Consider the following 24548-nt stretch of genomic DNA (forward strand, 5'->3'; position numbering starts at 1 on the left):
TTGGATGGGCCGGGCCAACTTGCGTTCATGGTCGCGCGCTTCTACGGTTGGACCACAACATCTAGTAGTTACACCGATGTAGTTCACCACAACTTGTGTTTCCGTGACCGCTCCATGGCACCCCGTGGCGCGGGCGCGAGCGTCTGCCGACGAGCATTTTACGAGTGGTGAGCCCATGTCGCGGCCGAGGAGGCGAAGGGTGCACTGTCCGTTCTGTCGTCACCCGGACACCAGGGTCATCGACAGCCGCTCCACGGACGACGGAGGCGCCATCAGGCGTCGCCGTACCTGCCCTGAATGCGGGCGCAGGTTCACCACGCAGGAGACGGTCCTGCTGATGGTGAGCAAGCGCAGCGGAGTGACCGAGCCGTTCTCGAGGGACAAGGTGGTCGCCGGCGTCCGCAGGGCGTGCCAGGGCAGGCCCGTCACCGAGGACTCGCTCGCGCAACTCGGGCAGCGCGTGGAAGAGGCCATCAGGGCCAGAGGAGCGGCCGAGATCCCCTCCAACGAGGTCGGTCTGGCGATCCTCGGGCCGCTGCGGGACCTGGACGAGGTGGCGTACCTGCGGTTCGCATCGGTATATCGCGGTTTCGAGAGCCTGGCGGACTTCGAAGCCGAGATCAAGCAACTGAAAGCCGAGAAGGGGGAGTCATGACGGAGACGGTCAGCGGTTCAGTGACGCGTGGGGGCAAGCGCAAGGGGTTGAAGATGAAGCGGATCTTCACCAAGCCCGGAGTGCATCCCTATGACGAGATCACGTGGGAGCGCCGTGACGTCGTCATGACCAACTGGCGGGACGGCTCGATCAACTTCGAGCAGCGTGGTGTGGAGTTCCCCGAGTTCTGGTCGGTCAACGCGGCCAACATCGTGACGACGAAGTACTTCCGTGGCGCCGTGGGCACGCCGCAGCGCGAGTGGAGCCTGAAGCAGCTGGTCGACCGCGTGGTCGGGATGTACACCAGGACCGCGGTGGAGAACGGCTACTTCGCCTCCGACGAGGACGTGGAGATCTTCGACCACGAGCTGAAGCACGCGCTGGTCCACCAGATCTTCGCGTTCAACTCGCCGGTGTGGTTCAACGTGGGCACGCAGAGCCCGCAGCAGGTCAGCGCCTGTTTCATCTTGGCCGTCGACGACACCATGGAGTCGATCCTCGACTGGTACAAGGAAGAGGGCGTGATCTTCAAGGGTGGTTCGGGCTCGGGGGTGAACCTCTCTCGCATCCGCTCCTCCAAGGAGCTCCTGTCCAGCGGCGGTACGGCCAGCGGCCCTGTCAGCTTCATGCGCGGCGCCGACGCCTCCGCGGGCACGATCAAGTCGGGCGGCGCGACCCGCAGGGCCGCCAAGATGGTCGTCCTCGACGTCGACCACCCCGACATCGAGGAGTTCATCGAGACGAAGGCTCGCGAGGAGGACAAGGTCCGCGCGCTGCGCGACGCCGGGTTCGACATGGACCTCGGCGGCAAGGACATCGTCAGCGTCCAGTACCAGAACGCCAACAACTCGGTGCGCGTCTCCGACGAGTTCATGCGCGCGGTGGACAAGGGCGAGCAGTTCGGCCTGCGCGCCCGCCTGACTGGTGAGGTCATCGAGCAGGTCGACGCCAAGGACCTCTTCCGCAAGATGGCCAAGGCCGCGTGGGAGTGCGCCGACCCCGGCGTGCAGTACGACGACACGATCAACGACTGGCACACCAGCCCGGAGACCGGCCGCATCACCGCGTCCAACCCGTGCTCGGAGTACCTGCACCTGGACAACTCCTCGTGCAACCTGGCCAGCATCAACCTGCTGAAGTTCCTGAGGGACGACAACAGCTTCGACGTGGCGAGCTTCGTCAAGCTCACCGAGCTGATCATCACGGCGATGGACGTGTCGATCACCTTCGCCGACTTCCCGACCGAGAAGATCGGCGAGACCACCCGCGCCTACCGTCAGCTGGGCATCGGCTACGCCAACCTGGGCGCGCTGCTCATGGCTACCGGCCACGCCTACGACTCCGACGGCGGTCGCGCGGTCGCGGGGGCGATCACCTCGCTGATGACGGGCGTGTCCTACCGGCGCAGCGCCGAGCTGGCCGCGGTCGTCGGGCCGTACGAGGGTTATGCCAGGAACGCCGACGCCCACAAGCGCGTCATGCGCAAGCACGCGGGCGCCAACGACGGCCTGCGCACCCTCGGCACGATGGACGGCAAGATCCACGCCGAGGCGTCCAAGCAGTGGTCGGAGTGCCTCAAGCTGGGCGAGAAGAACGGCTACCGCAATGCCCAGGCGTCGCTGCTCGCGCCGACCGGCACCATCGGCCTGATGATGGACTGCGACACCACGGGCATCGAGCCCGACCTGGCGCTGGTGAAGTTCAAGAAGCTCGTCGGCGGCGGCTCGATGCAGATCGTCAACCAGACGATCCCGAGGGCGCTCAAGCAGCTGGGCTACCAGCAGGAGTCGATCGAGGCCATCGTCGAGTACATCGGCGAGCACGGCCACGTCGTTGACGCCCCCGGCCTCAAGCGTGAGCACTACGAGGTCTTCGACTGCGCGATGGGCGAGCGGGCGATCGCGCCCATGGGCCACGTGCGCATGATGGCCGCCGCGCAGCCGTTCCTGTCCGGTGCGATCTCCAAGACCGTCAACCTGCCCGAGTCGGCGACGATCGAGGACATCGAGCAGGTCTACATGGAGGGCTGGCGTCTCGGCCTCAAGGCCCTGGCCGTCTACCGCGACAACTGCAAGGTCGGCCAGCCGCTGTCGGCGGGCAACGGCGCCAAGAAGGACGAGACCAAGGCCGCGGCCGAGCCCGAGGTCAAGGTCATCGAGGTCAACCGCCCGACCCGGCGCAGGATGCCGAACTCCAGGCCGAGCGTCACCACCCGCTTCACCGTGGGCGGCGCCAAGGGTTACATGACCGCTTCGTCCTACCCCGACGACGGGCTCGGCGAGGTCTTCCTCAAGATGTCCAAGCAGGGTTCGACGCTGGCGGGCGTCATGGACGCCTTCTCCGTGGCGATGTCCATAGGCCTGCAGTACGGCGTGCCGCTGGAGACCTACGTCAGCAAGTTCGTCAACATGCGCTTCGAGCCCGCCGGGATGACCGACGACCCGGACGTGCGGATGGCGACCTCGGTGATGGACTACATCTTCCGCCGCCTGGCGCTCGACCACCTGCCCTACGACGAGCGGGCCGCGCTCGGCATCTTCTCCGCCGCCGAGCGCACCGCGCAGCAGCGCGGCGAGGACCCCGCGGTCGACAAGGAGGCGCTGGCGCAGTCGGCTCCGATCGAGGCCAAGGCGGTGCAGCCGGCCGCTCCCGAGCCGGTGCGCGAGGTGAAGGAGCTGACGCTGGAGAGCCACCAGCGCTTCACCGCGGACGCTCCGCTGTGCATGACGTGCGGCACCAAGATGCGTCCGGCCGGCAGCTGCTACGTCTGCGAGGGCTGCGGCTCCACCAGCGGCTGCAGCTGAGGTCGCTGACAGGTAGATAGCAGGTCCGAAAGGGGAGCCGACCATGGGTCGGCTCCCCTTTCGGCGTCATCACCGCTGCTTCCGACAAGGGGGAGCCGGGCAGCTGCCCGGCTCCCCCTTCGTTTAAGCAACCTGTGTTGCTAAGGGAGAATTAGTCAACTAAGGTTGCTTGCATGGCCGCTGCCGGCGTCGACCCGGCCGGCCTGATGGTGCGCACCCTGCCGGGCCCTTTCGCGCGAGGACCGACGGCGAACAGAGGCGGCTGAAGCCGTCCCCCTTGTTCCAGACTCTCTGTCGAGACGAGGCACGATGAATAACCCTCTATCCAGACCGTTAATACCGACGACCGACACGGTCGTGCTCGACGTGGACGGCCTGCGCATGCGTTACGGCTCTACCGACGTCCTGCACGACGTGACCTTCCAGGCACGTCAGGGAGAGGTGCTGACCCTGCTCGGCCCGAACGGCGCGGGCAAGACCACCACGATCGAGATCATGGAAGGGTTCCGGATGCGATCGGCGGGACGCGTCCAGGTGCTCGGCACGGATCCCGCGCGCGGAGACGAGCAGTGGCGGGCCAGGCTGGGCGTCGTCCTGCAGTCGTGGCGCGACCACGGCAAATGGCGGATCGGCGAACTCCTCACGCATCTCGGCGCCTACTACGCCTGCTACTCCACCCCTCGCATCCGCAGGCCGTGGGACACCGACGAACTCATCCAGGCGGTCGGCCTGACCGCGCACGCCGACAAGAAGATCAGGATGCTGTCCGGCGGGCAGCGGCGCAGGCTCGACGTGGCGATCGGCATCGTCGGTCGTCCCGAACTGCTCTTCCTGGATGAGCCCACCGCAGGGCTCGACCCGCAGGCGCGCAGGGAGTTCCACGACCTCGTGCACCGCCTGGCCGGCGAGCAGCAGACCACGATCCTGCTCACCACCCATGATCTCGACGAGGCTGAGCAACTGGCCGACCGCATCGTCATCCTCTCCGGAGGGCGCATCATCGCCGACGGCTCGGCGGAGGAGCTGGCGCGGCAGATCGCGGGCCAGGACCAGGTGCGCTGGACCCTTGACGGGCAGCACAGGACGCACTCCACCACCGACTCGACCCGGTTCGTTCACGAGCTCTTCAAGCAGTACGGCGACGCCGTCGGCGAACTCGAAGTTCGCAGGGCATCGCTGGAGGAGACCTACCTGACCCTGGTCAGCCAGGCCGAATCCGGCCGTGGCGGAGCGGCGCCGCGCGCGTCGAAGGAGGCGGCACGATGAACCCGACCACCGCGGCGGTTCGGGCAGGCTGGGCCAGAGGGTTGATCGAACTACGGCAGTCTTTCACCAACGGACACGATCTGTTCAGCCACCTGTTCTGGCCCACGCTGATGCTGGTCGTCATGTACTTCATGCGGGACGTGACGCTCGGGCCCGGCGGGCTCGTGCTCGGGACCCTCCTGCTGCCGAGCGTCCTGGGGATGAACGCGGCGATGGGCATGGTGACCATGAGCCAGCTGCTCACCGCCGAACGCGAGGACGGAACACTCCTGCGCGCCAAGGCGACGCCGAACGGCATGCTGGGCTACCTCGTCGGCAAGGTCGTCACAGTCTCCGGCGGCCTGCTCGCCGACCTGACGATCCTGCTGGTTCCAGGGCTGATCATCATCGACGGCCTGGCCATCGGCAGCCCCGGTTCGTGGCTGACCCTGGCAGGGGTGCTCGTGCTGGGTATGGTGGCGACCCTGCCCATCGGCGCTGTCCTGGGCTCGGTGTTCACCAGCGCCCGCGGTCAGGGCCTGATCCAGCTCCCGATCCTGGGCCTGATCGCGATCTCCGGCATCTTCTACCCGATCACGGCGCTGCCCGAGTGGCTGCAGTGGATCGCCCAGGCGTTCCCGATCTACTGGCTCGGCCTGGGCATGCGTTCGGCCCTGCTGCCGGACGGCGCGGTCAGCGTCGAGATCGGCCAATCGTGGCGGCACGTGGAGACCGTCGGAGTGCTGGGCGCCTGGGCCGTGCTCGGCCTGGTCCTGGCGCCGATCGTGCTGCGCAGGATGGCGCGCAGGGAGTCGGGATCGAGCGTGGCCGAGCGCCGCGAGCAAGCCCTGCAGCGCGTCGGATAACCGCCGCAGCCCCCGGAAGGATTCACCATGCCCACCGCTCTCTCCGCTGCGGCGCCCACCAGCGTGAGCGCCCGGTCCCTGGCGCCGGACCTGGCTCGCGGCTTCATGCTGCTGGCCATCGCCCTGGCGCACGCGCCCGTGTTCGTCAGCGACCCCGCTCACGGGCCGGCCGCGCTCAACACGGCCGCGCAGTTCGTCAAATCCCTCTTCACCGACAACCAGGCGCGCGCCATGTTCGTGTTCCTGTTCGGCTACGGGCTCGGGCAGCTGGCCCAGCGTCAGCACGCCAGGGGCAGTGACTGGATCTCCCTGAGAAAGCTGCTGCGACGCAGGAGTCTCTGGCTGACCGTCATCGGCTTCGCGCACGCCGCGTTCATGCCGATGGACATCATCGGCGTCTACGGGCTGACGCTGCTCGCGCTCACCCCGCTCGTGCGAGCCAGGGACTCCACGCTGTGGTGGACGAGCGCGCTGACGCTCCTGCCCGCGACCCTCCTGATCTCCTGGCAGGGCATGGTGGCGCGGGAGGCCGCCGCCGCCGGCACGCCGTTCATGCTGGCCGACACCATGGCGGACACGTTCGGCGCGCACCTGGTCGCCGGCGTCGGCTCGTGGCCGATCGAGACGCCGATCGCCACCGTCGTCGTGGTGCCCGGCATGCTGCTGGGCATCTGGGCAGCCAGACGCCGGATCCTCGACGAGCCCGAGCGGCACCTGCCGTTGCTGCGCCGGGTCACCGTGATCTTCCTCGGAGTGTCCGTCCTCGGCCGGCTGCCCGCCGCCCTGCTGGCGACCGGCGCGTGGACGACCACCTCCCACCCCCTCGCCTGGACGGTCACCACCGCGCACACCCTCACCGGATACGCGGGCGGCATCGGCATGGCAGCCGCCGTCGGCCTGGTCGCGGCCAGGATCGGACGCGACCACGGACGGCTCACCGTCGCCCTCGTGGCGCTGGGACAGCGGTCGATGACCTTCTACCTGTTCCAGTCGGTGGTGTGGGTGGCGCTGTTCTACCCCTTCACCCTGGGGCTGAGCGACGACATGGGCTCCGCCGCCACGTTCGCCATCGCCGTCGGCGTCTGGATCGTCTCGATCCTGCTGGCCGAGTGGATGCGTCGCGCGGGCCACCGCGGCCCCGCCGAGGTGCTGCTACGCAGGCTGTCCTACCGCGAAGGCCGCTCGAACTCCAGGAACCGGGCGGGAGTGACGTCGTGAGAATGGACGATCACGTCGAACCACGCGGCGGGCGAGCCGTCCGACAGCCGGTGGTCGGCGTCGCTCTCGGCGGTGTACCCGGGGCCGACCACGCGTGGCGGACGGCGCGCCGAGCCAGGCCCTGACCGGTTCAGGGGCGTCGCTCCGCAGGTCGAGGAGGTGGGTCTGCGGCATGGCGGCGCTCAGGGCGGACTCGGCATAGTGGGCGGGAGGGAAGGGGACGGAGTCTCTGGCGGAGTACGTCCGCACCGGCAGGGGCGAGCCCCGGGCGTTGCTGGCCGACGCGCGCTCCGCGCCGTCTCATCGAGCCGTGATCCGCGCGCCCTGTCCATCCGGCACGCCGTCGGGCCGGGTGGACGAGGGTACGGTCAGCCGCAGTTGGCGAAGCCGCGGGGAGCGCTGCGCTCGAACCGCGCCTTGGTCGGGCGGTTGGCGATGGCGCCGGAGAACCGCACGCACATGCCCTTGCCCTGGAGCTTCACCGGGCCGGCGTAGAACTTGTAGCGGTCGGAGTCCTCAGCCTTCTCGGTGTACGGCGGGGTGTTGTTGGCGAAGGGGCGCGCCACCTCGAGCAGCACCGAGGTGCGGGTGCTGACGCCCGTGTACTTCGACTTGATGGTGACCGCGCAGTTGAGCCCGTTCTTGCGGTTGTACAGGAGGTAGACCGTGCCCCACGAGCCGACGGGCGCCCTGTTGACGACGGCGAAGCCGTTGCCGCAGATGCCCTCGGGGGTGTAGCCCGCGGCGTTCGCGGCCGCGGGGGCCACCAGGATGCCGCCGAGGGCCAGCGTCGCTGCCAGAACCGACTTGATCACGCTCAGCTTCCTTTCGTCAGATCAAAGGGATCATCATGCCGGACATCTCCTGACAGTGGGGGCGATACGCGGAAAAAGGGGTGGTCAATTCCGCTAGGTTTTCTCCATGAACATCGCGATTACCAGCGGATATGTCGTGCCGGTCGACGGCGATCCCATTGACGGCGGCACTGTGCTCATCCAGGACGGCAAGATCGTGGCCGTCGGGCGGGACGTCGAGATCCCCGACGGCGTCCAGGTCGTCGACGTGGAGGGCGGCTGGGTGCTGCCGGGCTTCGTCGAGGCCCACGGGCACCTGGGCGTCCACGAGGAGGCCGACGGCTGGGCCGGCCAGGACACCAACGAGATGACCGACCCCAACGGCGCCAGGCTGCGCGCCCTGGACGCGATCAACCCGGGCGACCTCGGCTTCGCCGACGCGCTGTCGGGCGGTGTCACGACGGCGGTCATCAAGCCTGGCTCGGGTAACCCGATCGGCGGCCAGACGGTGGCGGTGAAGTGCTGGGGCAGGACCGTCGAGGAGATGCTGGTCCGCGAGCCCGTCAGCGTGAAGAGCGCGCTGGGGGAGAACCCCAAGCGTGTGTACGGTGACCAGAAGAAGCTGCCGTCCACCAGGCAGGGTGTGGCCGCGGTGATCCGTGACGCCTTCCGCAAGGCCCAGGACTACCAGGCCAGGCGCGACCACGCCGCCGCCGAGGGCAAGCCGTTCGACCGTGACGGCACGCTGGAGGTCCTCGGCAAGGTCCTGGACGGCGAGCTGCCCTGGTGCCAGCACACGCACAGGGCCGACGACATCGTCACGGCGCTGCGCCTGGCCGACGAGTTCGGCTACCGGTTGATCATCAACCACGGCACCGAGGGGCATCTGATCGCCGACGTGCTGGCCGAGCGGCGGATCCCCGTGATCATCGGCCCGCTGTTCACCAGCAGGTCGAAGGTGGAGCTGCGCAACCGCTCGCTGCGCAATCCCGGCATCCTGGCCAGGGCGGGCGTGGAGCTGGCGATCACCACCGACCATCCCGTGGTGCCGATCCACTTCCTGGTGTACCAGGCGACGCTGGCGGTGAAGGAGGGGCTCGACCGCGACACCGCGCTGCGCTCGATCACCGTCAACCCCGCGAGGATCATGGGCCTGGACGACAGGGTCGGCTCACTCAGGCCCGGTCTGGACGGCGACGTCGTGATCTGGTCCGGTGACCCGCTGGACATCATGAGCAGGGCGCTGCGCGTGTTCGTCGACGGGCGCGAGGTCTACGTTTACTCCGACGAACGCGGCGAGGGCGTCGTCGCCGACCCGTACTACCGCGAGTCCTGACCCCACCTCCAGGCCGGAGGGCCCCCACCCCTCCGGCACCCCGGCCTCTCGCCGGAGGTCAGGGGAGGGGGGTGAGCATGCGGTGCGGCTCGCGCAGGGCCACGCTCACCGCGTCGTCCCTCGAGATCTCCAGCCCCGGGCCAGGCCGTACCTCGAGGTCCTCCAACGGAGGCCGCATCGCGCACGCCGGGCAGTGCGCCGTGGGGTCGAGCCTGGTCCCGCACGTCAGGTGGAAGAACAGCCGCCGCGGCCCCGTGCTGCTGAGATGGCGCTCACCCCAGTGGGCCAGCGCCTGCACCGGCGGCCACAGCTCCCTGCCCACCTCGGTCAGCACGTACTCCTCCCTGGGCGGATGGTCCTGATAACGCTGCTTGTCGAGGATGCCCGCCTCCACCAGCGCGCCCAGCCGCTGTGACAGCACCGCGCGCGGGATGTCCAGGTGCGCGAGGAAGTCGCCGTAGCGCCGCACGCCGTACATCGCGTCTCTGATCACCAGCAGGGTCCAGCGCTCCCCGATCAGTTCCAGGGCCTTGGCCAGCGAGCAGTCCTGCCCCTCGTAGTTCTTTCCCAGCGCCATGCCCCCACTTTAGTTCATTGATTGAACCGTGTTAGGTTCATTCAATGAACCAACTGAACGCGGTGCCCTTCCTCGTGCTCGCCACCTACACGCTGCCGATGGTCACGCTGGCCGACACCGCGCGCGACCTCGGCGCGGGGCCCACGGGCCCGGTGTGGATCCTGAGCTCGATCGCGCTCGGACTGTCGGCGTTGCTGCTGGTCGCGGGCGGGCTGGCCGACGACTACGGGCGCAAGAGGACGCTCGTCATCGGGACCTGCGTGCTCGCAGGGGCAGGCGTGGTGGCGGCGCTGGCGACCAGCGTGCCGGTGTTCGCAGGCGCGCGCCTGGTGCAGGGCGGGGCCGGCGCGGCGATGCTGGCCGCCAGCCTCGGCATCGTGGGCCACACCCACCCCGCGGGCAGGCCGCGCCTCAGGGCCACCGCCGCCTACGGCGCGATGATGGGCCTGGGCACCGCGGTAGGGCCGCTGCTGTCGGGGATGCTGGCGCTGGCATGGAGCTGGCGGACGGTCTACTGGCTGACAGCCGCGCTGGCACTGGTGCTGGCGATCGTTTCGGCCCTGACGCTGAAGGAATCGCGATCCGCCGAGCCGCGCAGGCTCGACCTGCCCGGCGTGGTCCTGCTGACCCTGGGCGTGGCGGCGCTGGTCACGGGCGTGACCGAGGGGCGTCAGGGCTGGACGCGTCCGGTCGTGGCCGTCGCCTTCGTCGCCGCCGCGCTGCTGCTGGTCGCCTTCACGGTGGCCGAACGCCGCCGCCGCGAGCCGCTGCTCGACCTGGACCTGTTCAGGCGCCCCCCGTTCCTGGTCTCCACGGGCGGCGCGATGATCGTCGGCGCGACCGTGGTCGGCGTGCTCGGCTTCCTGCCGAGCGTGCTGCAGTCGGCGCACGGCATGACCCCGATGGGCAGCGCCTTGCTGCTCGCGATCTGGTCCTGCATGTCGTTCCTGACCCCTCTGCTGGCAGGCAGGGTACGGCTCGGCGCAGGCTCGCGCCTCTCCCTCGGCCTGCTGCTGAGCGCCGCCGGATACGCGGGACTGCTCGGCGTGGCGGGCGATCTCTCGCTCCCGTTGACCGTCGCGGGCCTGCTCGTCAGCGGCGTGGGCAGCGGACTGATCAACTCCTCGCTGGCGCACCTCGCCATCGAGAGCGTGCCGCAGCATCGCGTCAGCATGGGGTCGGGCGCGAGCAACACCGCCCGCTACGTCGGCTCCTCCCTCGGCGCGGCGGCCATGGCCACCCTCGTCGGCACGCTGGGGCTGCAGACGGGCGTGCTCGTGACGCTGATCGCGTCCATCGTGCTAAAGCTCGCCGCGGCGGGCGCGGTGCAGGCGCACCTTCTCGCGGTTCCCGCACCGCTTCATCGAGCACCACTGCCTGGACCCCGCGTTTGACCGGTCGGCGAAGCGCAGCCCGCACGTGGGGGAGGCGCACACCCGCACCTGTCGCAGGTCAGGGCCGCCGATCAGCTCGATCGCGTCGCAGGCGATCTCGGCCAGGGCCGCGACGACAGGATCGCGCGGCGGGAGCCGTACGACCAAGAGGTCGGACGAGAGCCGCACCAGGGACGGCTGCCGCCGGGCGGCCCACCGGTTGATCGGCTCGGGGAAGCCGTGCTCGCCCGCCATCGCCGCGTCGAGACAGCGGCAGATGGCCTCCCGCAACTCCCTGGCCTCCACCAGCACCGCACCGGCGCTGCCTTCGCCCGCGCCGCCGGCTCTACCTGCGACGGAGTCATCCCGGCCGTCCCCGTGTGCCTCGCTCGTCCCCGTGGAGGGCTCGGTCGCGGCGGGTCCCTCCCCGCTGGATGAGGGCAAGGCGCTTTCCTGTGGGGTGGGGGCGGGCACGCCGGTGTCCAAGGGGAGGTCCTCGGGTAGGCCGAGCCAGGCCAGCAGATCTGCGGGTTCGCGCAGCAGCTCCCAGCCTTCGCCCTTGCGGTTTCGGTAGGTGTTGACGAAATCAAGCGAAGGTCGCCCGCCATCCCAGACCCAGTCTCGCGCTCGCATGCCCCTAACCCTATGATGAGGTTAACCATGTAACCATACGATGGAGTTACATCATGGCGGAATCAAGGATGGCCGACGTCGGCGGCCTGCGCATGCACTACCTGATCGAGGGCGAAGGACCGCTGGTGATGCTGGTGCACGGCTGGCCGCAGACCAGTCATTGCTGGAGGCACCTCATCGGCCCGCTCGCCGAGCACTTCACGGTGGTGGCGCCCGACCTCAGGGGCTACGGCCGCACCGACAAACCGCTCACCGGTTTCGACAAGCGCACCATGGCCTCCGACGTACGGGAACTGGCCAGGCAACTCGGCCACGAGCGCCTCACGCTGGTCGGCCACGACAGGGGAGCGCGCGTCGCCCACCGCTACGCCCTCGACCACCCTGACGAGGTCGAGCGGCTGGTCGTCATGGACATCATCCCCACCAGGGAGATGTGGCGCCGCTTCGACATGGACTCAGGCATCGCGCTCGGCACCTGGCACTGGACCTTCCACCTGCAGCCCGACCTGCCCGAACGGCTGGCGGGCGCGGACGTGCGCGGCTACCTCGGCTACTTCTTCGAGAAGTGGACCGTGCAGAGGGCCGCGCTCGACGCCGAGGAGTACTACCGCGCCTTCTCCCAGCCCGGCGCGCTGAGGGCGGGCTTCGACGACTACCGCGCGTCCTTCCCTGACGACGCGGCGCACGACGACGACGCCGACTACGACGCGGGCAGGCGACTGGAGATGCCGGTGCTCGCGCTGTGGGGCGAGGCGGGGCTTCCCGCGAGGGTAGGGGTGGAGGAGGTGTGGCGCGACTACGCCCATGACGTGCGGGGTGCGGAGATCCCCGACTGCGGCCACTTCCTGGCCGAGGAGCGCCCCGACCTCGTGCTCGATCACCTGCGCGACTTCTTCAAGCTCTAGCCGGGGCCGATCCGGCTGCACACGCGGTCGGTGCGGGGAGGCGCCGGAGGCCCGCTGACGAGCGCTGCTACCAGCGTCTGGAGGCGCCCATCACGTGGAGGAGCGCCTCCCTCTGCGCCGTGAACTCCTCGGCGGGCATGGTCTCCCGCTCCGCCCGCAGGTGCAGCATGGCCAGTTCGGTGGCCGCCTGCTGGTAGTCGGCCATCGGCTTCGCGAGCCCGTTCCCCTTCGCCCACCGGCGGGCGTGCCTCCGGGCCCCGAGCGAGCTGAGCATGCCGACATCCTGAGGAGAGAGCACCCCCGTGGGCAGGTACGCGGGCAGGATGCCGCCGATCTTGGCGAGCACCGCCTTGCGCTCCCGTACGGTCACCACGACCAGCGCGATGATCACGCACAGGTCGAGCAGGTAGACCACGCCCAGCGCGGGGAGCGAGCCCAGCGTCGCCGCGCCGTTCCACAGCCCGTGCAGCACCACCGCGCCCAGATAGCCGAGCGGGATGGCGAGGAACCTGACCGGGGTGCGGCGGGTGGCGGCGTAGGCCACGCCGATGCCGATCATCGAGGTGTAGACAGGGTGGCCGAGCGGGGCGATCAGGCCGCGGAAGACGAACAGCCCCACCGCGCCGTCGGTCCCGTTCTCGGCGTAGGCGCTGAGGTAGTAGCCGACGTTCTCCACGGCGGCGAAGCCCAGCCCCGCCATGGCGGCGTAGATGATGCCGTCGGTCAGCCCGTCGATCTCCCTGCGCCTGCGCAGGAGCAGCAGCAGGGCCGCGCCCTTCAGGCCCTCCTCGATCACCGGCGCGAGGATGACGGTGCCGAAGTCGTTGGCCACCGTCTCGCCGTACCCCGCGCTCAGGACCAGCGCCTCACCTGCCAGGCTGAGGGCGATGGCCACCACCACGGCCACGCCCGCGCCCCACGCGAAGGCGAACGACAGGTGGAGCCTGGGCTCGGGTTCCAGCCTGTCGAGCGCCAGCACCGCGGCCAGCAGCACAGGAAGCGGCGCCACGGCCATCACCGCCGACAGGCCGAAGCCCTTGGGGTCGCTGGAGACCAGCATGAGGGCCAGCATGAGCAGGGCGCAGGCGCTCGAGATCACCAGGCCGATGATGAGCGCCTTGCTCGGCCGTGGCGAGAGCACTGGGGGGCGGGTCACTGCAGTCACACTGCCACACTGCGCCCCCGCGATAGAAAGACGGTTGACAGCTGGTTGCCGCCCCGAGTCCGTGCTTGTATTGCCACCCAGCAAAAGCGCCACTTGGTGGCGTTAGCTGTCAAACGGCATTTGCGGATAGAGTGGGCCCATGGATCTGCGCGAACTGCCTCTCAGGGAGCGAAAGAAGGCCCGCACCAGGCAGGCTCTGACGGAGACGGCGTTGCGGCTGTTCACCGAGAAGGGGTTCGACCAGACCACACTCGACGAGCTCGTCGACGCGGTGGAGGTGTCCAAGCGCACCTTCTTCCGCAACTTCCCCTCCAAGGAGGACGTCGCGCTCGCCGCCGACACCGAGCTGTGGTCGACCTTCCTGTCCGAGGTCGACACGATGCAGGTGCGGGGCCTGGTGCTCGACGCCTTCCTGGCGGCGCTGCGGGCGAGCCTGGATCGGATGGACGACGGGTGGGACGCCCGTTTTCTCGCGACCAGGGCGCTGTGCGGGGTCACCCCCGCGGTGGAGGCGCACGGCCTGCGCTACTGCAATGTGACCACGCAGGCCGCCTTCGACAGGATGGGCGCCAGGCTCGGCCTCGACCCGGGCGACGTGCGGCTGAAGCTGGTCATCGAGGTCGCCGTGGCGGCCTGGCGGCACGCCGCCCTGAGCTGGGCGGCCGCGGGAGGACCGGAAGGGCGGGCAGGGCTGCGCAGGCGGCTCGACGAGGCCTTCGCCGCCGTCCCCGAGAGCATCGCCCTCACCGCGGGCGGCTGAGCGCGACCCCCGGTGCCGGTGACGATCGTCCGATGGTCAAAAATGGGCAAGGTCGGACGAACTGCAGAGGGGATCGCATGGACTGGGCGGAGATCAAGTCCGAGGAAGAGCTGCGCGAGCTGCTCGGCGAGGTGATGCCGCGCGCCGTCACGAAGGAGCGGGCGGTCCTGCACGAGCGCGACAGGGAATGGCTGGCCAACTCGCCGTTCTGTCTCATCGCCACCGCCGACGCGAGCGGCGCGTGCGACGTCTCTCCCAAGGGCGACCCCGCGGGCTTCACCCATGTCATCGACGACACCACGATCGCCATCCCCGACAGACCGGGTAACCGCAGGGCCGACGGCTTCCACAACATCCTGCAGAACCCGTACGTCGGCCTGCTCTACCTCGTCCCCGGCAGGGGTGAGACGCTGCGGATCAACGGCAGGGCCAGGCTGGTCAGGGAGGCACCGTTCTTCGACGAGCTGATCGTGAAGGGCAACCGCCCCAAGCTCGCGATCGTCGTGGAGATCGAGCAGATCTTCTTCCACTGCGCCAAGGCTTTCCTGCGCTCGAACCTCTGGAAGCCCGAGACCTGGAACCCCGACGCGCTGCCTTCGCACGCCGCCATCGTCAAGAGCGTGCAGAAGACGGAGGAGTCCCTCGAGGAGCTCGAGCGCTACTACGGGGACTCCTACGCCGACAAGCTCTACAAGGTCTAGGCGGCGGGGGTCGGGCCTGAAGGCAGGCGGATGACGTTCCGGCCGCTGTAGGCGACCAGGTCGACCACCTTCGGATCGGCCTTGCCGTTCTCGCGGCGGGCCGATCCGATGTCGCGCACCTTGTGCCGCGCCACATGCGGCGGCACCACCACCAGCCTCGTCATCAAAGCGCCCCCCAGCGTGATGTTTTCGTGACATCACATTACATATCGGGCACTCCGTAAAACCCTCGTAAAGTTCACATCAGTAGGGAAGTTGCCGCCCCGACGGGGACCGCAGGTCAAGGTCCGGTGTCTGTGTCAGCCGCCGTCTGGCCGCCGCCCTGGCTCTCCTGATGCGTCGCATGGTCTGCCCCCTTCCGCGTGCTCCCACTCTCTGCCCCGCCGCTTGACAGGAGCTTGGCGAATGGTTGCGAACCGCCATGCGCGCCAACCTACGGGGCCGCTCGCCCCCGTTCAATGCATTTTGACCGCTCAGCCATGCCCGGACGCAGGAGCCGAGTGGCCGATGTGATAGCAAAGGCGCATATGTCAGCGAGGTTGGCCGTCCTGCTGGCGGCCTGGTTCATGGCGCAGTTCGACTTCTTCGTCGTGAACGTCGCCGCCCCGGCCTTCGAGAGGGAGCTGCACGCCGACGCCGCCGCCCTCGAGCTCATCGTGGGCGGCTACGCCTTCGCCTACGCGGGCGGCATGATCACCGGCGGCCGGCTCGGCGACCAGTACGGTCACCGCAGGCTCTTCGTCGTCGGGGTGCTGGCCTTCACCGCTGCCTCCCTGCTGTGCGGGCTGGCCGCCACCCCGCTCCAGCTGATCGTCGCCCGCCTCCTGCAGGGCCTCGCGGGCGCCGTCATGGTGCCCCAGGTGCTGGCCGTCATCACCGCCACCTTCCCCGCCGGCGCCAGGGCCAGGGCGCTGGCCTGGTACGGCGCGGCAGGCGGCCTCGGCTCCCTCGCGGGACAGGTGCTCGGCGGCCTGCTCCTGCACGCCGACGTGCTCGGACTGGGCTGGCGGGTCATCTTCCTCGTCAACCTCCCCGTGGGCCTCGTCACCGCGCTGCTGGCCTGGCGGCTGCTGCCCGGGCACGAGTCGCGCGCCGCCGTCAGGCTCGACCCGCTCGGCGCGCTCGGCATCGCCTTCACGCTGGGGCTGGTCCTGGTGCCGCTGGCGCTGGGCCGTACCGAGGGGTGGCCGTTGTGGACCTGACTGTCCATCGCCGCCGCGGCGCCCGCGGGCGCGCTGACCCTGTGGTGGCAGCGCGCGCTGGCCGCGCGCGGCGGCCGTCCCGTGCTGGACCTCGGCCTGTTCACCGTGCGTTCGTTCGTGGCGGGCTCGGCCGCCGTCGCCGCGTTCACCGGCTACTTCGCCGGGTTCATGTTCACGCTGACGCTCCTGCTGCAGGGCGGGCGCGGCCTGAACGCCTTCGAGGCGGGCCTCGCCTTCGCGCCTCTGGGGGTCGCCTTCTCCACGACCGCGCTGCTCAGCTCCCGCCTGGTCAGGAGGTACGGCCTGCGCGTCCCCCTCGTCGGCGGCGCGGTGACGGCCACCGGCCTGCTGTTCCTGGCCCTCACCGCGGGGGAGAGCCTGCCGTGGATCGTCGCCGCGATCACCGTGGTGGGCCTCGGCAACGGGCTCACCCTGCCGCTGCTCGTCGGCGCGGCGCTGGTCGAGGTGGCTCCCTACCAGGCGGGCATCGGCTCGGCGATCACCACGACCACCCAGCAGTTCGCGGGCTCGGCGGGCGTGGCGGCCATCGGCTCGGTCTACTTCGCGATCGAGGCGGCGGCGGGGCCCGTCGCGGCGACGAGGTGGACGGCGCTCATCGACGTGGCGCTGATTCTCCTCGTGATCTGCCTCGTCGCCTTCATCAGGGCAACTTCACATCGGTGAGCGGCATCTAACCCCTCGTGGGGGATCCTGAGCGCATCGGTGACTACTGGCTGGCCGGACGACTGGGCGAGGGCGGCCAGGGGGTCGTCTACGAGGCCTACGACGGCGAGGGCCGCAGGGTCGCGGTGAAGGTGCTGCACGCCGCGGGGGCGGGACGGCTGGCCAAGGAGGCGAGCGCGGCCGAGCGGGTCGCCCCCTTCTGCACCGCCCGCGTCCTGCACGTCGAGACCGAGGGGCCGAGGCCGCACATCGTCTCCGAGTACGTGGAGGGCTCCAGCCTGCGCGCCGCGGGGCGCATCTTCTCGGGCGACGACCTGCACCGCCTGGCGACCGCCGTGGCCACCGCGCTGACCGCCATCCACGAGGCCGGGGTGATCCACCGCGACCTCAAGCCCGACAACGTGCTGCTAGGCCCCGACGGACCCAGGGTGATCGACTTCGGCATCGCCAGGACCACGGACATGTCGCTGACCAGGAGCGGCGAGGTCGCGGGCACGCCCAGCTACATGGCGCCAGAGATCCTCACGGGTGCGCGCGCCACTCCCGCGGTGGACGTGTTCGCCTGGGGCGCCGTCGTGCTCTTCGCCGCGACCGGCCGCGACCCCTTCCACGCCGACCACCTGGGCGGCGTCATGCACAGGGTGCTGTCGGCTCCTGCCGACCTGAGCCCGCTGCCTCCCGAGCTGCGCGCGCTGGTGGGCGCGGCCATGGACAAGGAGCCCGCCGCCAGGCCGACCGCGCGCGAGCTGCTGCTCGCCCTGGTCAGCGGCGGCGCCCGCGACACACCCGGCCTGCTGGCGGCAGGAAGCCGGACGGCCAGGGGCGTGCACGTCCACGACACGGACGATCCCTCGCTCGGCACCATCGCCGAGGACGCCTACTCGGGGCTCGGTCCGCGCGAGCGCGAGCTGGCCGCCGAGGTCTTCCTGCGCCTGGTCGCCGTCGGCGACGACGGGCAGGAGACCGGCAGGTGGGCGCCCAGGGCCGAGCTCGTGGACGGCAGGCCGCAGGAGGCGGTCGAGCACATCCTGCGCGCCTTCTCCTACGTCGTCACCGAGAGGGACGGCCTGGTCTCACTCTCCCGCCCGGCGCTGCTGCGCGCCTGGCCGAGGCTGCGCAGGTGGGTCGAGGCCGACCGAGAGGGCCTCGCCGTCCTCAACGGGCTCAGCGCCGCCGCCAGGCAGTGGGCCGAGCACGGGCGCCGCGACGGCGACCTGTTGCAGGGCAGCCGCCTGGAGAACGTGCTGAACTGGGCGGCCACCGGCCGCAAGCACGTCACCCTCACCCCCACCGAACGCGACTACCTGCGCGCGGGCACCGAGCTGACCAGGAGGCGGACCCGCCGCCGCAGGCTGACCACGCTCGCGCTCGCAGGGTCGCTGGCCGTGGCGCTGGTCGCGGGCGGCCTCGCGGTCTGGCAGGGCAGGAGGGCCGATGCCCAGCGCGACACGGCCACGGCCAGGAACGTCGCGCTGGAGACGGCCGCGCTGCGGGCGGGAGACCCTGTCAAGGCGATGCTGCTGGCCGTCGCGGCCTGGCGGATCTCGCCGGGCCCCGACACCCGCTCGGCGCTGATGTCGGCCTTCCAGCAGAGCGAGCGGGCGGTCTTCCGCGATCCGCCGGTCAACGGGGTGGCGCGGCGGGTGCTCAGCCACGACGGGCGCTCGCTGGTCAGCGTCAGCGAGAGCGGCGTGGCCGTCCACGACGTGCGGACCGGCGGGAGGACGGCCGGCTGGGCCGTACCCGGCCTGGAGAGTGAGCACCTGTCGGGCGTGTCGGTCAACGGCAGCGGACGCAGGGTCGCCGTGACGACCGACAAGTGGATCACCGTATGGGACGTCGCGACGGGCGGGCTCGTGGCGCGCAAGGCGATGCCCGAGGGCTCGGGCGGACGCGCGGCGGAGTACGGCGACAGCGAGTCCACGCTGGCGGTCAGCCTCACCGACGAGGTGATCCACCTGTGGGACCACGAAGCGGACCGCACGTTCGGCACGCTCCTCGACGAGGGGTACGTCGGGCGGCAGCACCCACTCGTCGACAGGACGGGACGGCTGCTCGTCGTGCCGGGCGATCCGCGCTTCTACGTGCGCCGCCTGCCCTCCTGGACCACCGACGACCGGCTGAGCGCCGCGTGCGAGGACCAGCCGTACGCGGCGGCCTTCAGCCCCGACGGCACGACCCTGGCCTGCGCGGGCAGGGAGATCAAGCTCGTCGACCCCGCGACGGGACGGCAGCGCCCGCTTCCCGGAGGCGAGCACGAGTACTGGCCGGCCGCGCCGTCGTGCGAGCTGTGCGGGGCGACGGCCAGGGGACTGCGCTTCAGCCCGGACGGCCGCCACCTGGCCGCCTTCGCCGACCGCTCCCTGCGCGTCTGGCAGGTCGCCGACCAGCGGGAGATCCTCGCCTACCGGGCGGAGGGGGAGGTGAGCGACGTCCGCTTCGACGGGCAGGACCTGCGCTACCTGCTCGACGACACGGTCGTCACCCTCGACCTGACCCCGCGCGTCACCGACTTCCGCCTGGACCGCGCGCCGTACGGCACCCGGCTCAGCCCCGACGGCCGGTGGGCGGTCACCATGCCGGACGACCACACCACGGTGCTGTGGGACGTGGCCCGCCGCCGGAAGGTCTGGATCTTCCCCGCCACCGGGCAGGCGACCTTCGCGCACTCGGGCGAGCGGCTGCTCACCGTCGCCGACGACGGACCGATGACGCTGTGGGACCTGAGCACCCGCCGGCGGCTCTGGACGGCGCCCCAGCCGTACGGCATGCCGCCGTCCGGGACGCAGTTCACCCGCGACGGCGGCACGCTCGTCGTCACCACCGCGCTCACGCAGGCGCCCGTCGACTTCAGGCTGACCAGGATCGACGCCAGGACAGGTCGCCGGCTGGCCACCCTCAGGACCCGCAGTCCCGGGGGCGTGCTGACGCCCGACGGCCGGCGCGAGGCCTCCTTCGACGGCCGCTTCTACGACATGGCCACCGGCAGGCCCCTCGGCGACGGGTTCGGCGAGGGTGTCCTGGCCATCAGCGGCAAGGGCGTCATGGCCGTCAGCGGCGACAGCATGGGCAGGATCGCGCTGCGCGCGATCGAAGGAGGCGGCAAGCCGTCGCCGCTGCTCAGAGGCGTGGCCGAACGGGTCGCGCACCTGGCCTTCTCGCCTGGAGGCGACCTGCTGGCCAGCGTGGGCGAGGACCCCGGCACCCTGCAGGTGTGGGACGTGGGGGCGCGCAGGCGGCTCGGCGGCGCGATGAGCGCCTACTTCGCGGGCGTGCCGGGCGGCGGCGGGGTGGCCTTCAGCCCCGACGGCGACCTGCTCTACGTCGCCGAGGACGACGGCCTGGTCCACGAGTTCGTGGTGGACCCCGGCAGGATGGCGCGGCTGGTCTGCGGGCGCGCGGGCAGGGAGCTCACCGGGGCCGAGTGGCGTGAGCACTTCGACGAGGTGCCCTACCGCGAGGTCTGCGCAGGATAGACGCGCACCTGTCCTGCCTCCAGGCGGAGCGGCCTTCCGCCAGGGCCCGCGACGGTGTGCGGCAGGTCCGTGTGGTTGATCGCGAACACGGTGTCGCCGCGCCTGACCAGCTCGACGGGCGAGTCCGGCATCGCCAGCCCCGCCTGCCGCAGCACCCAGGCGTATCCGGCGTCGTCGAGGCGGGTGGACAGGTAGAACGCGCCCTGCCTGCGGGTGATCGCGGGCGCCCCGTCGGGGTAGGCGGCCACGGCCGTCGCGCCCTCCAGGTGGACGACCTCGCTCCACAGCGTGCCGGTCAGGCCGTGCGTCAGCGGCACCGGCCCGTCGAGGGGGCGCAGCTCCTCCACCCTGACACCCAGCACGTCACGCAGCGCTCCGGGGTAGCCGCCCAGCCGTACCCTGGCGTGCTCGTCGGCCACGCCGCTGAAGAAGGAGACGACCAGGGTCCCGCCCGCCTCGACGTAGCGGGCCAGGTTGGCGGCGTCGGCGTCGGAGACCAGGTAGAGGCTGGGCACCAGGACCGCGCGGTAGCGCGACAGGTCGGCCGAGGGCGCGGCGAAGTCGGCGGTGTGCCCGTGGTGGTAGAGCACGCGGTGGGCCTGCCGCAGCGCGTCGAGGTAGTCGAGCTCGCGGGAGGGCAGGCCGGGCGAGCCCAGCGCCCACCACGCCTCCGCGTCCCAGAGCAGCGCGACCTCGGCGGCGACCTCGCCGTCGGCCTCGGCGTCCGAGAGCAGCGCGCCGAGCTCGCAGATCTCGCCGAACAGGCGGGAGGAGGGGCCCGCGTGCGGCACCATCCCCGCGTGCCACTGCTCGGCGCCGCCCCTCGAGGCGCGCCACTGGAAGAACAGCACGCCGTCCGCGCCTCTCGCCACGTGCTGCATGCTGTGCCTGATCGTCTCGCCCTCGCGCTTGGCCGCCATCCGGGCGCCGGTGTACACCACCCCCGCCGCCTGCTCCATCAGCATCCATGGCCGCCCTCCCGCCCACGAGCGCGCCAGGTCGGCGGCGAACGCGCCCTCCTCCACGGCCGTCGTGCCGGGTCCCGACGGGTAGTGGTCGATCGCGACCATGTCCACCTCCCTCGCCCACCTGTGGTGGTCCACCGGCACCCAGTCGCCGAAGACGAAGTTCGTGGTCACCGGCAGGTGGGGGGTGAAGGACTTCAGCAGGTCCCGCTGCGCGGTGAAGTGGCCGAGCAGCTCGTCGGACAGGAAGCGCCTGAAGTCGAGGGCCTGCGAGGGGTTGGGCAGGTACTGGGTGGCGCGCGGCGGCGTCACCTGCTCCCACGCCGAGTAGCCCTGGCTCCAGAACGCGGTGGTCCAGGCCTCGTTCAGCGCCTCCAGCGTGCCGTACCTGGCCTCCAGCCATTCCCTGAACGCGGCGGCCACGTGGTCGCAGTGGCACCACGTCCCGTACTCGTTGTGCACGTGCCACATCGCCAGCGCCGGATGCGCGTGGTACCGCTCGGCCAGCGCCCTCGCGATGGACATCGAGGCCTGCCTGTACGGCGGCGCGCTGACGCAGTAGGTGTCCCTGCTGCCGTGCGTCAGACGGGTCCCCTCCGCCGTGACCGGCAGCGCGTCCGGGTGCAGGAGCGAGAACCACGGAGGGGGAGAGGCGGTCGGCGTGGCCAGGTCCACCTGGACGCCGCCTTCGTGCAGCAGGTCCATGACGGTGTCGAGCCAGGTGAAGTCGTACACGCCCGGCGAGGGTTCGAGCTTGGCCCACGAGAAGACGCCCACGGTCACCAGGTTCACCCCGGCGCGCCGCATCAGCGCGACGTCCTCCTTCCAGACCTCCTCCGGCCACTGCTCCGGGTTGTAGTCGCCGCCGTAGAACATCGCGCTCCCTGGGGTTTCCGTTGACGTTTGTTGGTATAGCAAGCAAACTAATTAAAGCTCAACGCAGCCCCTCGAAGGAGTGCCCCATGCCGTACCGGCCCCCGCTGGTCCCCCACGAGTACTTCGTCGCCGACCCGCCCGAGTTGCCGGTCCGCGCGCGCGGCGAGGAGGGGCTGTCCGCGGTGACGCGCGCCGAGGTCGTCGCCGCCGACGGGGCGGGCGTCACGCTCAAGGCGTTCACCGGCGCGGAGGAGACGCTGGTGGTGCAGGTGGGAGCGGCGGGCGAGGGCGTGATCAGGGTGCGGCTCGCCCAGGACGCCGACGCCCGGACCCGCTCCTCCCGCGCCATCGCCCTGGTGAATCCCGGCGCCCACCCCGCCACACTGGAGGGGCTCGACGACGGCTCGGGCCGGCTGGTCGTGGACGCGGGAGCCGTCCGCGCCGAGATCACGCTGGCCCCCTTCCACCTGCGCTTCACCGACGCGGCCGGCGGGCTGCTGACCGAGCAGGACCCTGGCCACACCGACATCAGCGGCAGGCTCAGGACCCTGCCCTTCGGCCGCTCCCTGGCCACGGGCCCCGTCGCCTATCACGAGAGCCTGGTGGCGGCGCCCGACGAGGCGTTCGCGGGCTTCGGTGAGTCCTTCACCCCGCTGGACAAGCGTGGCCAGCGCCCCCTGATGTGGAACTTCGACGCCTTCGGCGCCGAGTCGCAGCGCGCCTACAAGAACGTGCCGTTCTACCTGTCGAGCAGGGGCTACGGACTGCTGGTCGACAGCGGGCTGCCGACGGAGTTCGACGTCTGCCAGTCCACGCACAGCACGGTCCAGATCATCGTCCCCGACGACCTCATCGACTACTACGTCATCGCGGGGCCCACCCCCTCGGAGGTGCTCGACCGGTTCGACCTGCTGACCTGCCGTCCGGCGCTGCCCCCGAAGTGGGCGTTCGGCACCTGGATCTCCTCGGGCTTCTTCGTCGACACCCAGGAACGCGTGCTGGACAGGGCGAAGAAGATCCGCGAGCGCGGCATCCCCTGCGACGTGCTCCACCTCGACACCTACTGGCAGACCGAGGGCCACTGGTCCGACCTGCGCTGGGACCCCGAGCGCTTCCCCGACCCCGACGCCATGCTGGCCGAACTGGACGGCATGGGCTTCAAGGTCTGCCTCTGGATGAACCCCTACGTCTCCCACCTCAGCCCGCTCTTCGCCGAGGCCACCGACTACTTCCTGAAGAACCAGGAAGGAGAGGTGTACGTCGCGGACTGCTGGCACGGCTCCTACCCCGCCTGCGCCTTCGTCGACCTCACCAACCCGGAGGCGGTCGCCTGGTTCCAGGGACTGCTCAGGCCGCTGCTCCAGCAGGGCGTGCAGGTCTTCAAGACCGACTTCGCCGAGGGCGTGCCGCACGACGCGCGGGCGCACAACGGCATGAGCGGCCTCGAACTGCACAACGTCTACTCGCTGCTGTTCAACGACGCCGTGGCGGAGGTCACGAGGGAGGTGCACGGCCACACCCTGGTCTGGGCCCGCTCCTCCTTCCTCGGCGGCCAGCGGCACAGCGCGCAGTGGAGCGGCGACATCGCCACCAGTTACGCCGCCATGGGCTCGACCATCCGCGGCGGCCTGTCGCACGGCCTGTCGGGCATCCCGTTCTGGAGCCACGACGCGGGAGGCTTCACCGGCACCCCCTCCGACGACCTCTACGTGCGCTGGGCGCAGTTCGGCGCGCTGTCGCCGCTGGTCCGCTTCCACGGCACGACCAGCCGCGAGCCGTGGGAGTTCCCCGCCGTCGAGGAGGAGGTCAGGGCGGCGATCAGGCTCAGGTACTCGCTGATGCCGTACCTCTACTCCGCGGCCGTGGAGTCGGCGCGCACCGGGGCGCCCATGATGCGCGCGCTGTGCGTCGACCATCCGGACGACCCCGTCGCCTGGCGCGCCGACCTGGAGTACCTGCTGGGCCGTGACCTGCTCGTGGCGCCCATGACCTCGCCCACCGGCGAGCGCCAGGTCTACCTGCCGCAGGGCGACTGGGTGGACTACTGGAGCGGCGAGACGCTGACCGGCGGGCGCTACGTGACCGTGGTCAAGCCGCTCGACCAGATCCCGCTGTTCGTCCGGCACGGCGCCCTGATCCCGACCACCGAGCCCGGCGACACCGTGGGCGACCACCCCGAGATCACCGTCGTCTCCTTCGGGGACGGCGACGGCCGTACCACCATCCACGACACCGACGGGGAGACCACGGTCACCCGCACCGGCGGTGTCCTGACGAGCACGGGGCCCAAGCGGGTCTCGTTCAGGAGATGAC

The 24548-nt window shown here is 70.5% G+C and carries 20 protein-coding genes; 14 read left to right on the forward strand and 6 right to left on the reverse strand.

The genetic code is table 11. The annotated features are described in order from the left end of the window. Window positions 1–199 precede the first annotated feature (199 nt). From nrdR to ABFX55_RS00885, 5 genes are all read left to right on the forward strand, one after another. Window positions 200–655 carry a transcriptional regulator NrdR gene (gene nrdR / locus ABFX55_RS00865; protein ID WP_183647109.1) on the forward strand — a complete coding sequence of 152 codons (456 nt, stop codon included), beginning with the start codon at window positions 200–202 and terminating at the stop codon, window positions 653–655. Beyond that, window positions 652–3459, forward strand: coding sequence for a vitamin B12-dependent ribonucleotide reductase (locus tag ABFX55_RS00870; RefSeq protein ID WP_346116633.1), 2808 nt, complete (start codon window positions 652–654; stop codon window positions 3457–3459). Before nrdR ends, ABFX55_RS00870 begins: the two co-directional genes overlap by 4 nt. Window positions 3460–3768: 309 nt before the next feature. Continuing rightward, window positions 3769–4725 (forward strand): ABC transporter ATP-binding protein, encoded by a 957-nt coding sequence (locus ABFX55_RS00875; protein ID WP_346116635.1) that lies wholly within the window; start codon window positions 3769–3771, stop codon window positions 4723–4725. Beyond that, window positions 4722–5570: an ABC transporter permease gene (locus tag ABFX55_RS00880; RefSeq protein WP_346116637.1), complete on the forward strand. Its 849-nt coding sequence runs from the start codon at window positions 4722–4724 to the stop codon at window positions 5568–5570. Before ABFX55_RS00875 ends, ABFX55_RS00880 begins: the two co-directional genes overlap by 4 nt. 27 nt (window positions 5571–5597) lie before the next feature. Then, entirely contained in the window at window positions 5598–6788 is a 1191-nt protein-coding gene (locus ABFX55_RS00885; protein ID WP_346116639.1) for a DUF418 domain-containing protein, read from the forward strand. 368 nt (window positions 6789–7156) lie between these two features. Here ABFX55_RS00885 and ABFX55_RS00890 read toward each other — a convergent pair whose 3' ends face one another. Beyond that, a complete protein-coding gene (locus tag ABFX55_RS00890; RefSeq protein WP_346116641.1) occupies window positions 7157–7603 on the reverse strand; it encodes a hypothetical protein in 447 nt (148 codons plus the stop codon). A 106-nt stretch (window positions 7604–7709) separates the two neighbouring features. Between ABFX55_RS00890 and ABFX55_RS00895 the strand changes: the two genes are divergently transcribed. Next, window positions 7710–8918 carry an amidohydrolase gene (locus tag ABFX55_RS00895; RefSeq protein WP_346116643.1) on the forward strand — a complete coding sequence of 403 codons (1209 nt, stop codon included), beginning with the start codon at window positions 7710–7712 and terminating at the stop codon, window positions 8916–8918. A 58-nt stretch (window positions 8919–8976) separates the two neighbouring features. On the opposite strand, the gene ABFX55_RS00900 is transcribed toward ABFX55_RS00895, so the two are convergent. Then, window positions 8977–9495 (reverse strand): winged helix-turn-helix transcriptional regulator, encoded by a 519-nt coding sequence (locus tag ABFX55_RS00900; RefSeq protein ID WP_346116645.1) that lies wholly within the window; start codon window positions 9493–9495, stop codon window positions 8977–8979. A gap of 44 nt (window positions 9496–9539) precedes the next feature. On the opposite strand from ABFX55_RS00900, the gene ABFX55_RS00905 reads away from it, so the two are divergent. Beyond that, window positions 9540–10889 (forward strand): MFS transporter, encoded by a 1350-nt coding sequence (locus ABFX55_RS00905; RefSeq protein ID WP_346116646.1) that lies wholly within the window; start codon window positions 9540–9542, stop codon window positions 10887–10889. Here the strand turns inward: ABFX55_RS00905 and ABFX55_RS00910 are convergent. Continuing rightward, window positions 10797–11501, reverse strand: a complete 705-nt coding sequence (locus ABFX55_RS00910; RefSeq protein WP_346116648.1) for a CGNR zinc finger domain-containing protein — start codon at window positions 11499–11501, stop codon at window positions 10797–10799. The two genes, ABFX55_RS00905 and ABFX55_RS00910, sit on opposite strands and share 93 nt — an antisense overlap. 53 nt (window positions 11502–11554) lie before the next feature. Here ABFX55_RS00910 and ABFX55_RS00915 point away from each other — a divergent pair, with 53 nt between their 5' ends. Next, window positions 11555–12406: an alpha/beta fold hydrolase gene (locus tag ABFX55_RS00915; protein ID WP_346116650.1), complete on the forward strand. Its 852-nt coding sequence runs from the start codon at window positions 11555–11557 to the stop codon at window positions 12404–12406. 67 nt (window positions 12407–12473) lie between these two features. On the opposite strand, the gene ABFX55_RS00920 is transcribed toward ABFX55_RS00915, so the two are convergent. Further along, entirely contained in the window at window positions 12474–13562 is a 1089-nt protein-coding gene (locus ABFX55_RS00920) for a PrsW family intramembrane metalloprotease (protein WP_346116652.1), read from the reverse strand. A 148-nt stretch (window positions 13563–13710) separates the two neighbouring features. Between ABFX55_RS00920 and ABFX55_RS00925 the strand changes: the two genes are divergently transcribed. Both ABFX55_RS00925 and ABFX55_RS00930 read left to right on the forward strand, forming a co-directional pair. Then, window positions 13711–14331, forward strand: coding sequence for a TetR family transcriptional regulator (locus ABFX55_RS00925; RefSeq protein ID WP_346116654.1), 621 nt, complete (start codon window positions 13711–13713; stop codon window positions 14329–14331). 77 nt (window positions 14332–14408) lie between these two features. Then, window positions 14409–15032 carry a pyridoxamine 5'-phosphate oxidase family protein gene (locus ABFX55_RS00930; protein ID WP_346116656.1) on the forward strand — a complete coding sequence of 208 codons (624 nt, stop codon included), beginning with the start codon at window positions 14409–14411 and terminating at the stop codon, window positions 15030–15032. On the opposite strand, the gene ABFX55_RS00935 is transcribed toward ABFX55_RS00930, so the two are convergent. Further along, window positions 15029–15196 (reverse strand): hypothetical protein, encoded by a 168-nt coding sequence (locus tag ABFX55_RS00935; protein ID WP_346116658.1) that lies wholly within the window; start codon window positions 15194–15196, stop codon window positions 15029–15031. The two genes, ABFX55_RS00930 and ABFX55_RS00935, sit on opposite strands and share 4 nt — an antisense overlap. A gap of 315 nt (window positions 15197–15511) precedes the next feature. Between ABFX55_RS00935 and ABFX55_RS00940 the strand changes: the two genes are divergently transcribed. The 3 genes from ABFX55_RS00940 to ABFX55_RS00950 all read left to right on the forward strand — a co-directional run bounded on the left by ABFX55_RS00940 (window position 15512) and on the right by ABFX55_RS00950 (window position 20394). Then, window positions 15512–16234, forward strand: coding sequence for an MFS transporter (locus ABFX55_RS00940; protein ID WP_346116660.1), 723 nt, complete (start codon window positions 15512–15514; stop codon window positions 16232–16234). Between the two features lie 81 nt (window positions 16235–16315). Then, on the forward strand, window positions 16316–16918 hold the full coding sequence (locus tag ABFX55_RS00945) for an MFS transporter (protein ID WP_346116662.1): 603 nt from the start codon (window positions 16316–16318) through the stop codon (window positions 16916–16918). 17 nt (window positions 16919–16935) lie between these two features. Next, a complete protein-coding gene (locus tag ABFX55_RS00950; protein ID WP_346116664.1) occupies window positions 16936–20394 on the forward strand; it encodes a protein kinase domain-containing protein in 3459 nt (1152 codons plus the stop codon). On the opposite strand, the gene ABFX55_RS00955 is transcribed toward ABFX55_RS00950, so the two are convergent. Then, window positions 20370–22235, reverse strand: a complete 1866-nt coding sequence (locus tag ABFX55_RS00955) for a beta-galactosidase (protein WP_346116666.1) — start codon at window positions 22233–22235, stop codon at window positions 20370–20372. The genes ABFX55_RS00950 and ABFX55_RS00955 overlap by 25 nt on opposite strands. A gap of 86 nt (window positions 22236–22321) precedes the next feature. On the opposite strand from ABFX55_RS00955, the gene ABFX55_RS00960 reads away from it, so the two are divergent. Further along, on the forward strand, window positions 22322–24547 hold the full coding sequence (locus ABFX55_RS00960) for a TIM-barrel domain-containing protein (protein ID WP_346116668.1): 2226 nt from the start codon (window positions 22322–22324) through the stop codon (window positions 24545–24547). The last annotated feature ends 1 nt before the right edge of the window (window position 24548 follow it).

Source organism: Nonomuraea roseola, from assembly GCF_039535395.1.
Lineage (GTDB): Bacteria > Actinomycetota > Actinomycetes > Streptosporangiales > Streptosporangiaceae > Nonomuraea > Nonomuraea roseola.

Excerpts from the sequence above, each read along its gene's own strand:
- ABFX55_RS00870 (WP_346116633.1), top strand. The coding sequence starts at position 652 with ATGACGGAGACGGTCAGCGGTTCAGTGACGCGTGGGGGCAAGCGCAAG.
- ABFX55_RS00875 (WP_346116635.1), top strand. The coding sequence starts at position 3,769 with ATGAATAACCCTCTATCCAGACCGTTAATACCGACGACCGACACGGTC.
- ABFX55_RS00880 (WP_346116637.1), top strand. The coding sequence starts at position 4,722 with ATGAACCCGACCACCGCGGCGGTTCGGGCAGGCTGGGCCAGAGGGTTG.
- ABFX55_RS00885 (WP_346116639.1), top strand. The coding sequence starts at position 5,598 with ATGCCCACCGCTCTCTCCGCTGCGGCGCCCACCAGCGTGAGCGCCCGG.
- ABFX55_RS00895 (WP_346116643.1), top strand. The coding sequence starts at position 7,710 with ATGAACATCGCGATTACCAGCGGATATGTCGTGCCGGTCGACGGCGAT.
- ABFX55_RS00900 (WP_346116645.1), bottom strand. The coding sequence starts at position 9,495 with ATGGCGCTGGGAAAGAACTACGAGGGGCAGGACTGCTCGCTGGCCAAG.
- ABFX55_RS00905 (WP_346116646.1), top strand. The coding sequence starts at position 9,540 with ATGAACCAACTGAACGCGGTGCCCTTCCTCGTGCTCGCCACCTACACG.
- ABFX55_RS00910 (WP_346116648.1), bottom strand. The coding sequence starts at position 11,501 with ATGCGAGCGCGAGACTGGGTCTGGGATGGCGGGCGACCTTCGCTTGAT.
- ABFX55_RS00915 (WP_346116650.1), top strand. The coding sequence starts at position 11,555 with ATGGCGGAATCAAGGATGGCCGACGTCGGCGGCCTGCGCATGCACTAC.
- ABFX55_RS00925 (WP_346116654.1), top strand. The coding sequence starts at position 13,711 with ATGGATCTGCGCGAACTGCCTCTCAGGGAGCGAAAGAAGGCCCGCACC.
- ABFX55_RS00930 (WP_346116656.1), top strand. The coding sequence starts at position 14,409 with ATGGACTGGGCGGAGATCAAGTCCGAGGAAGAGCTGCGCGAGCTGCTC.
- ABFX55_RS00935 (WP_346116658.1), bottom strand. The coding sequence starts at position 15,196 with ATGACGAGGCTGGTGGTGGTGCCGCCGCATGTGGCGCGGCACAAGGTG.
- ABFX55_RS00940 (WP_346116660.1), top strand. The coding sequence starts at position 15,512 with ATGCCCGGACGCAGGAGCCGAGTGGCCGATGTGATAGCAAAGGCGCAT.
- ABFX55_RS00955 (WP_346116666.1), bottom strand. The coding sequence starts at position 22,235 with ATGTTCTACGGCGGCGACTACAACCCGGAGCAGTGGCCGGAGGAGGTC.
- ABFX55_RS00960 (WP_346116668.1), top strand. The coding sequence starts at position 22,322 with ATGCCGTACCGGCCCCCGCTGGTCCCCCACGAGTACTTCGTCGCCGAC.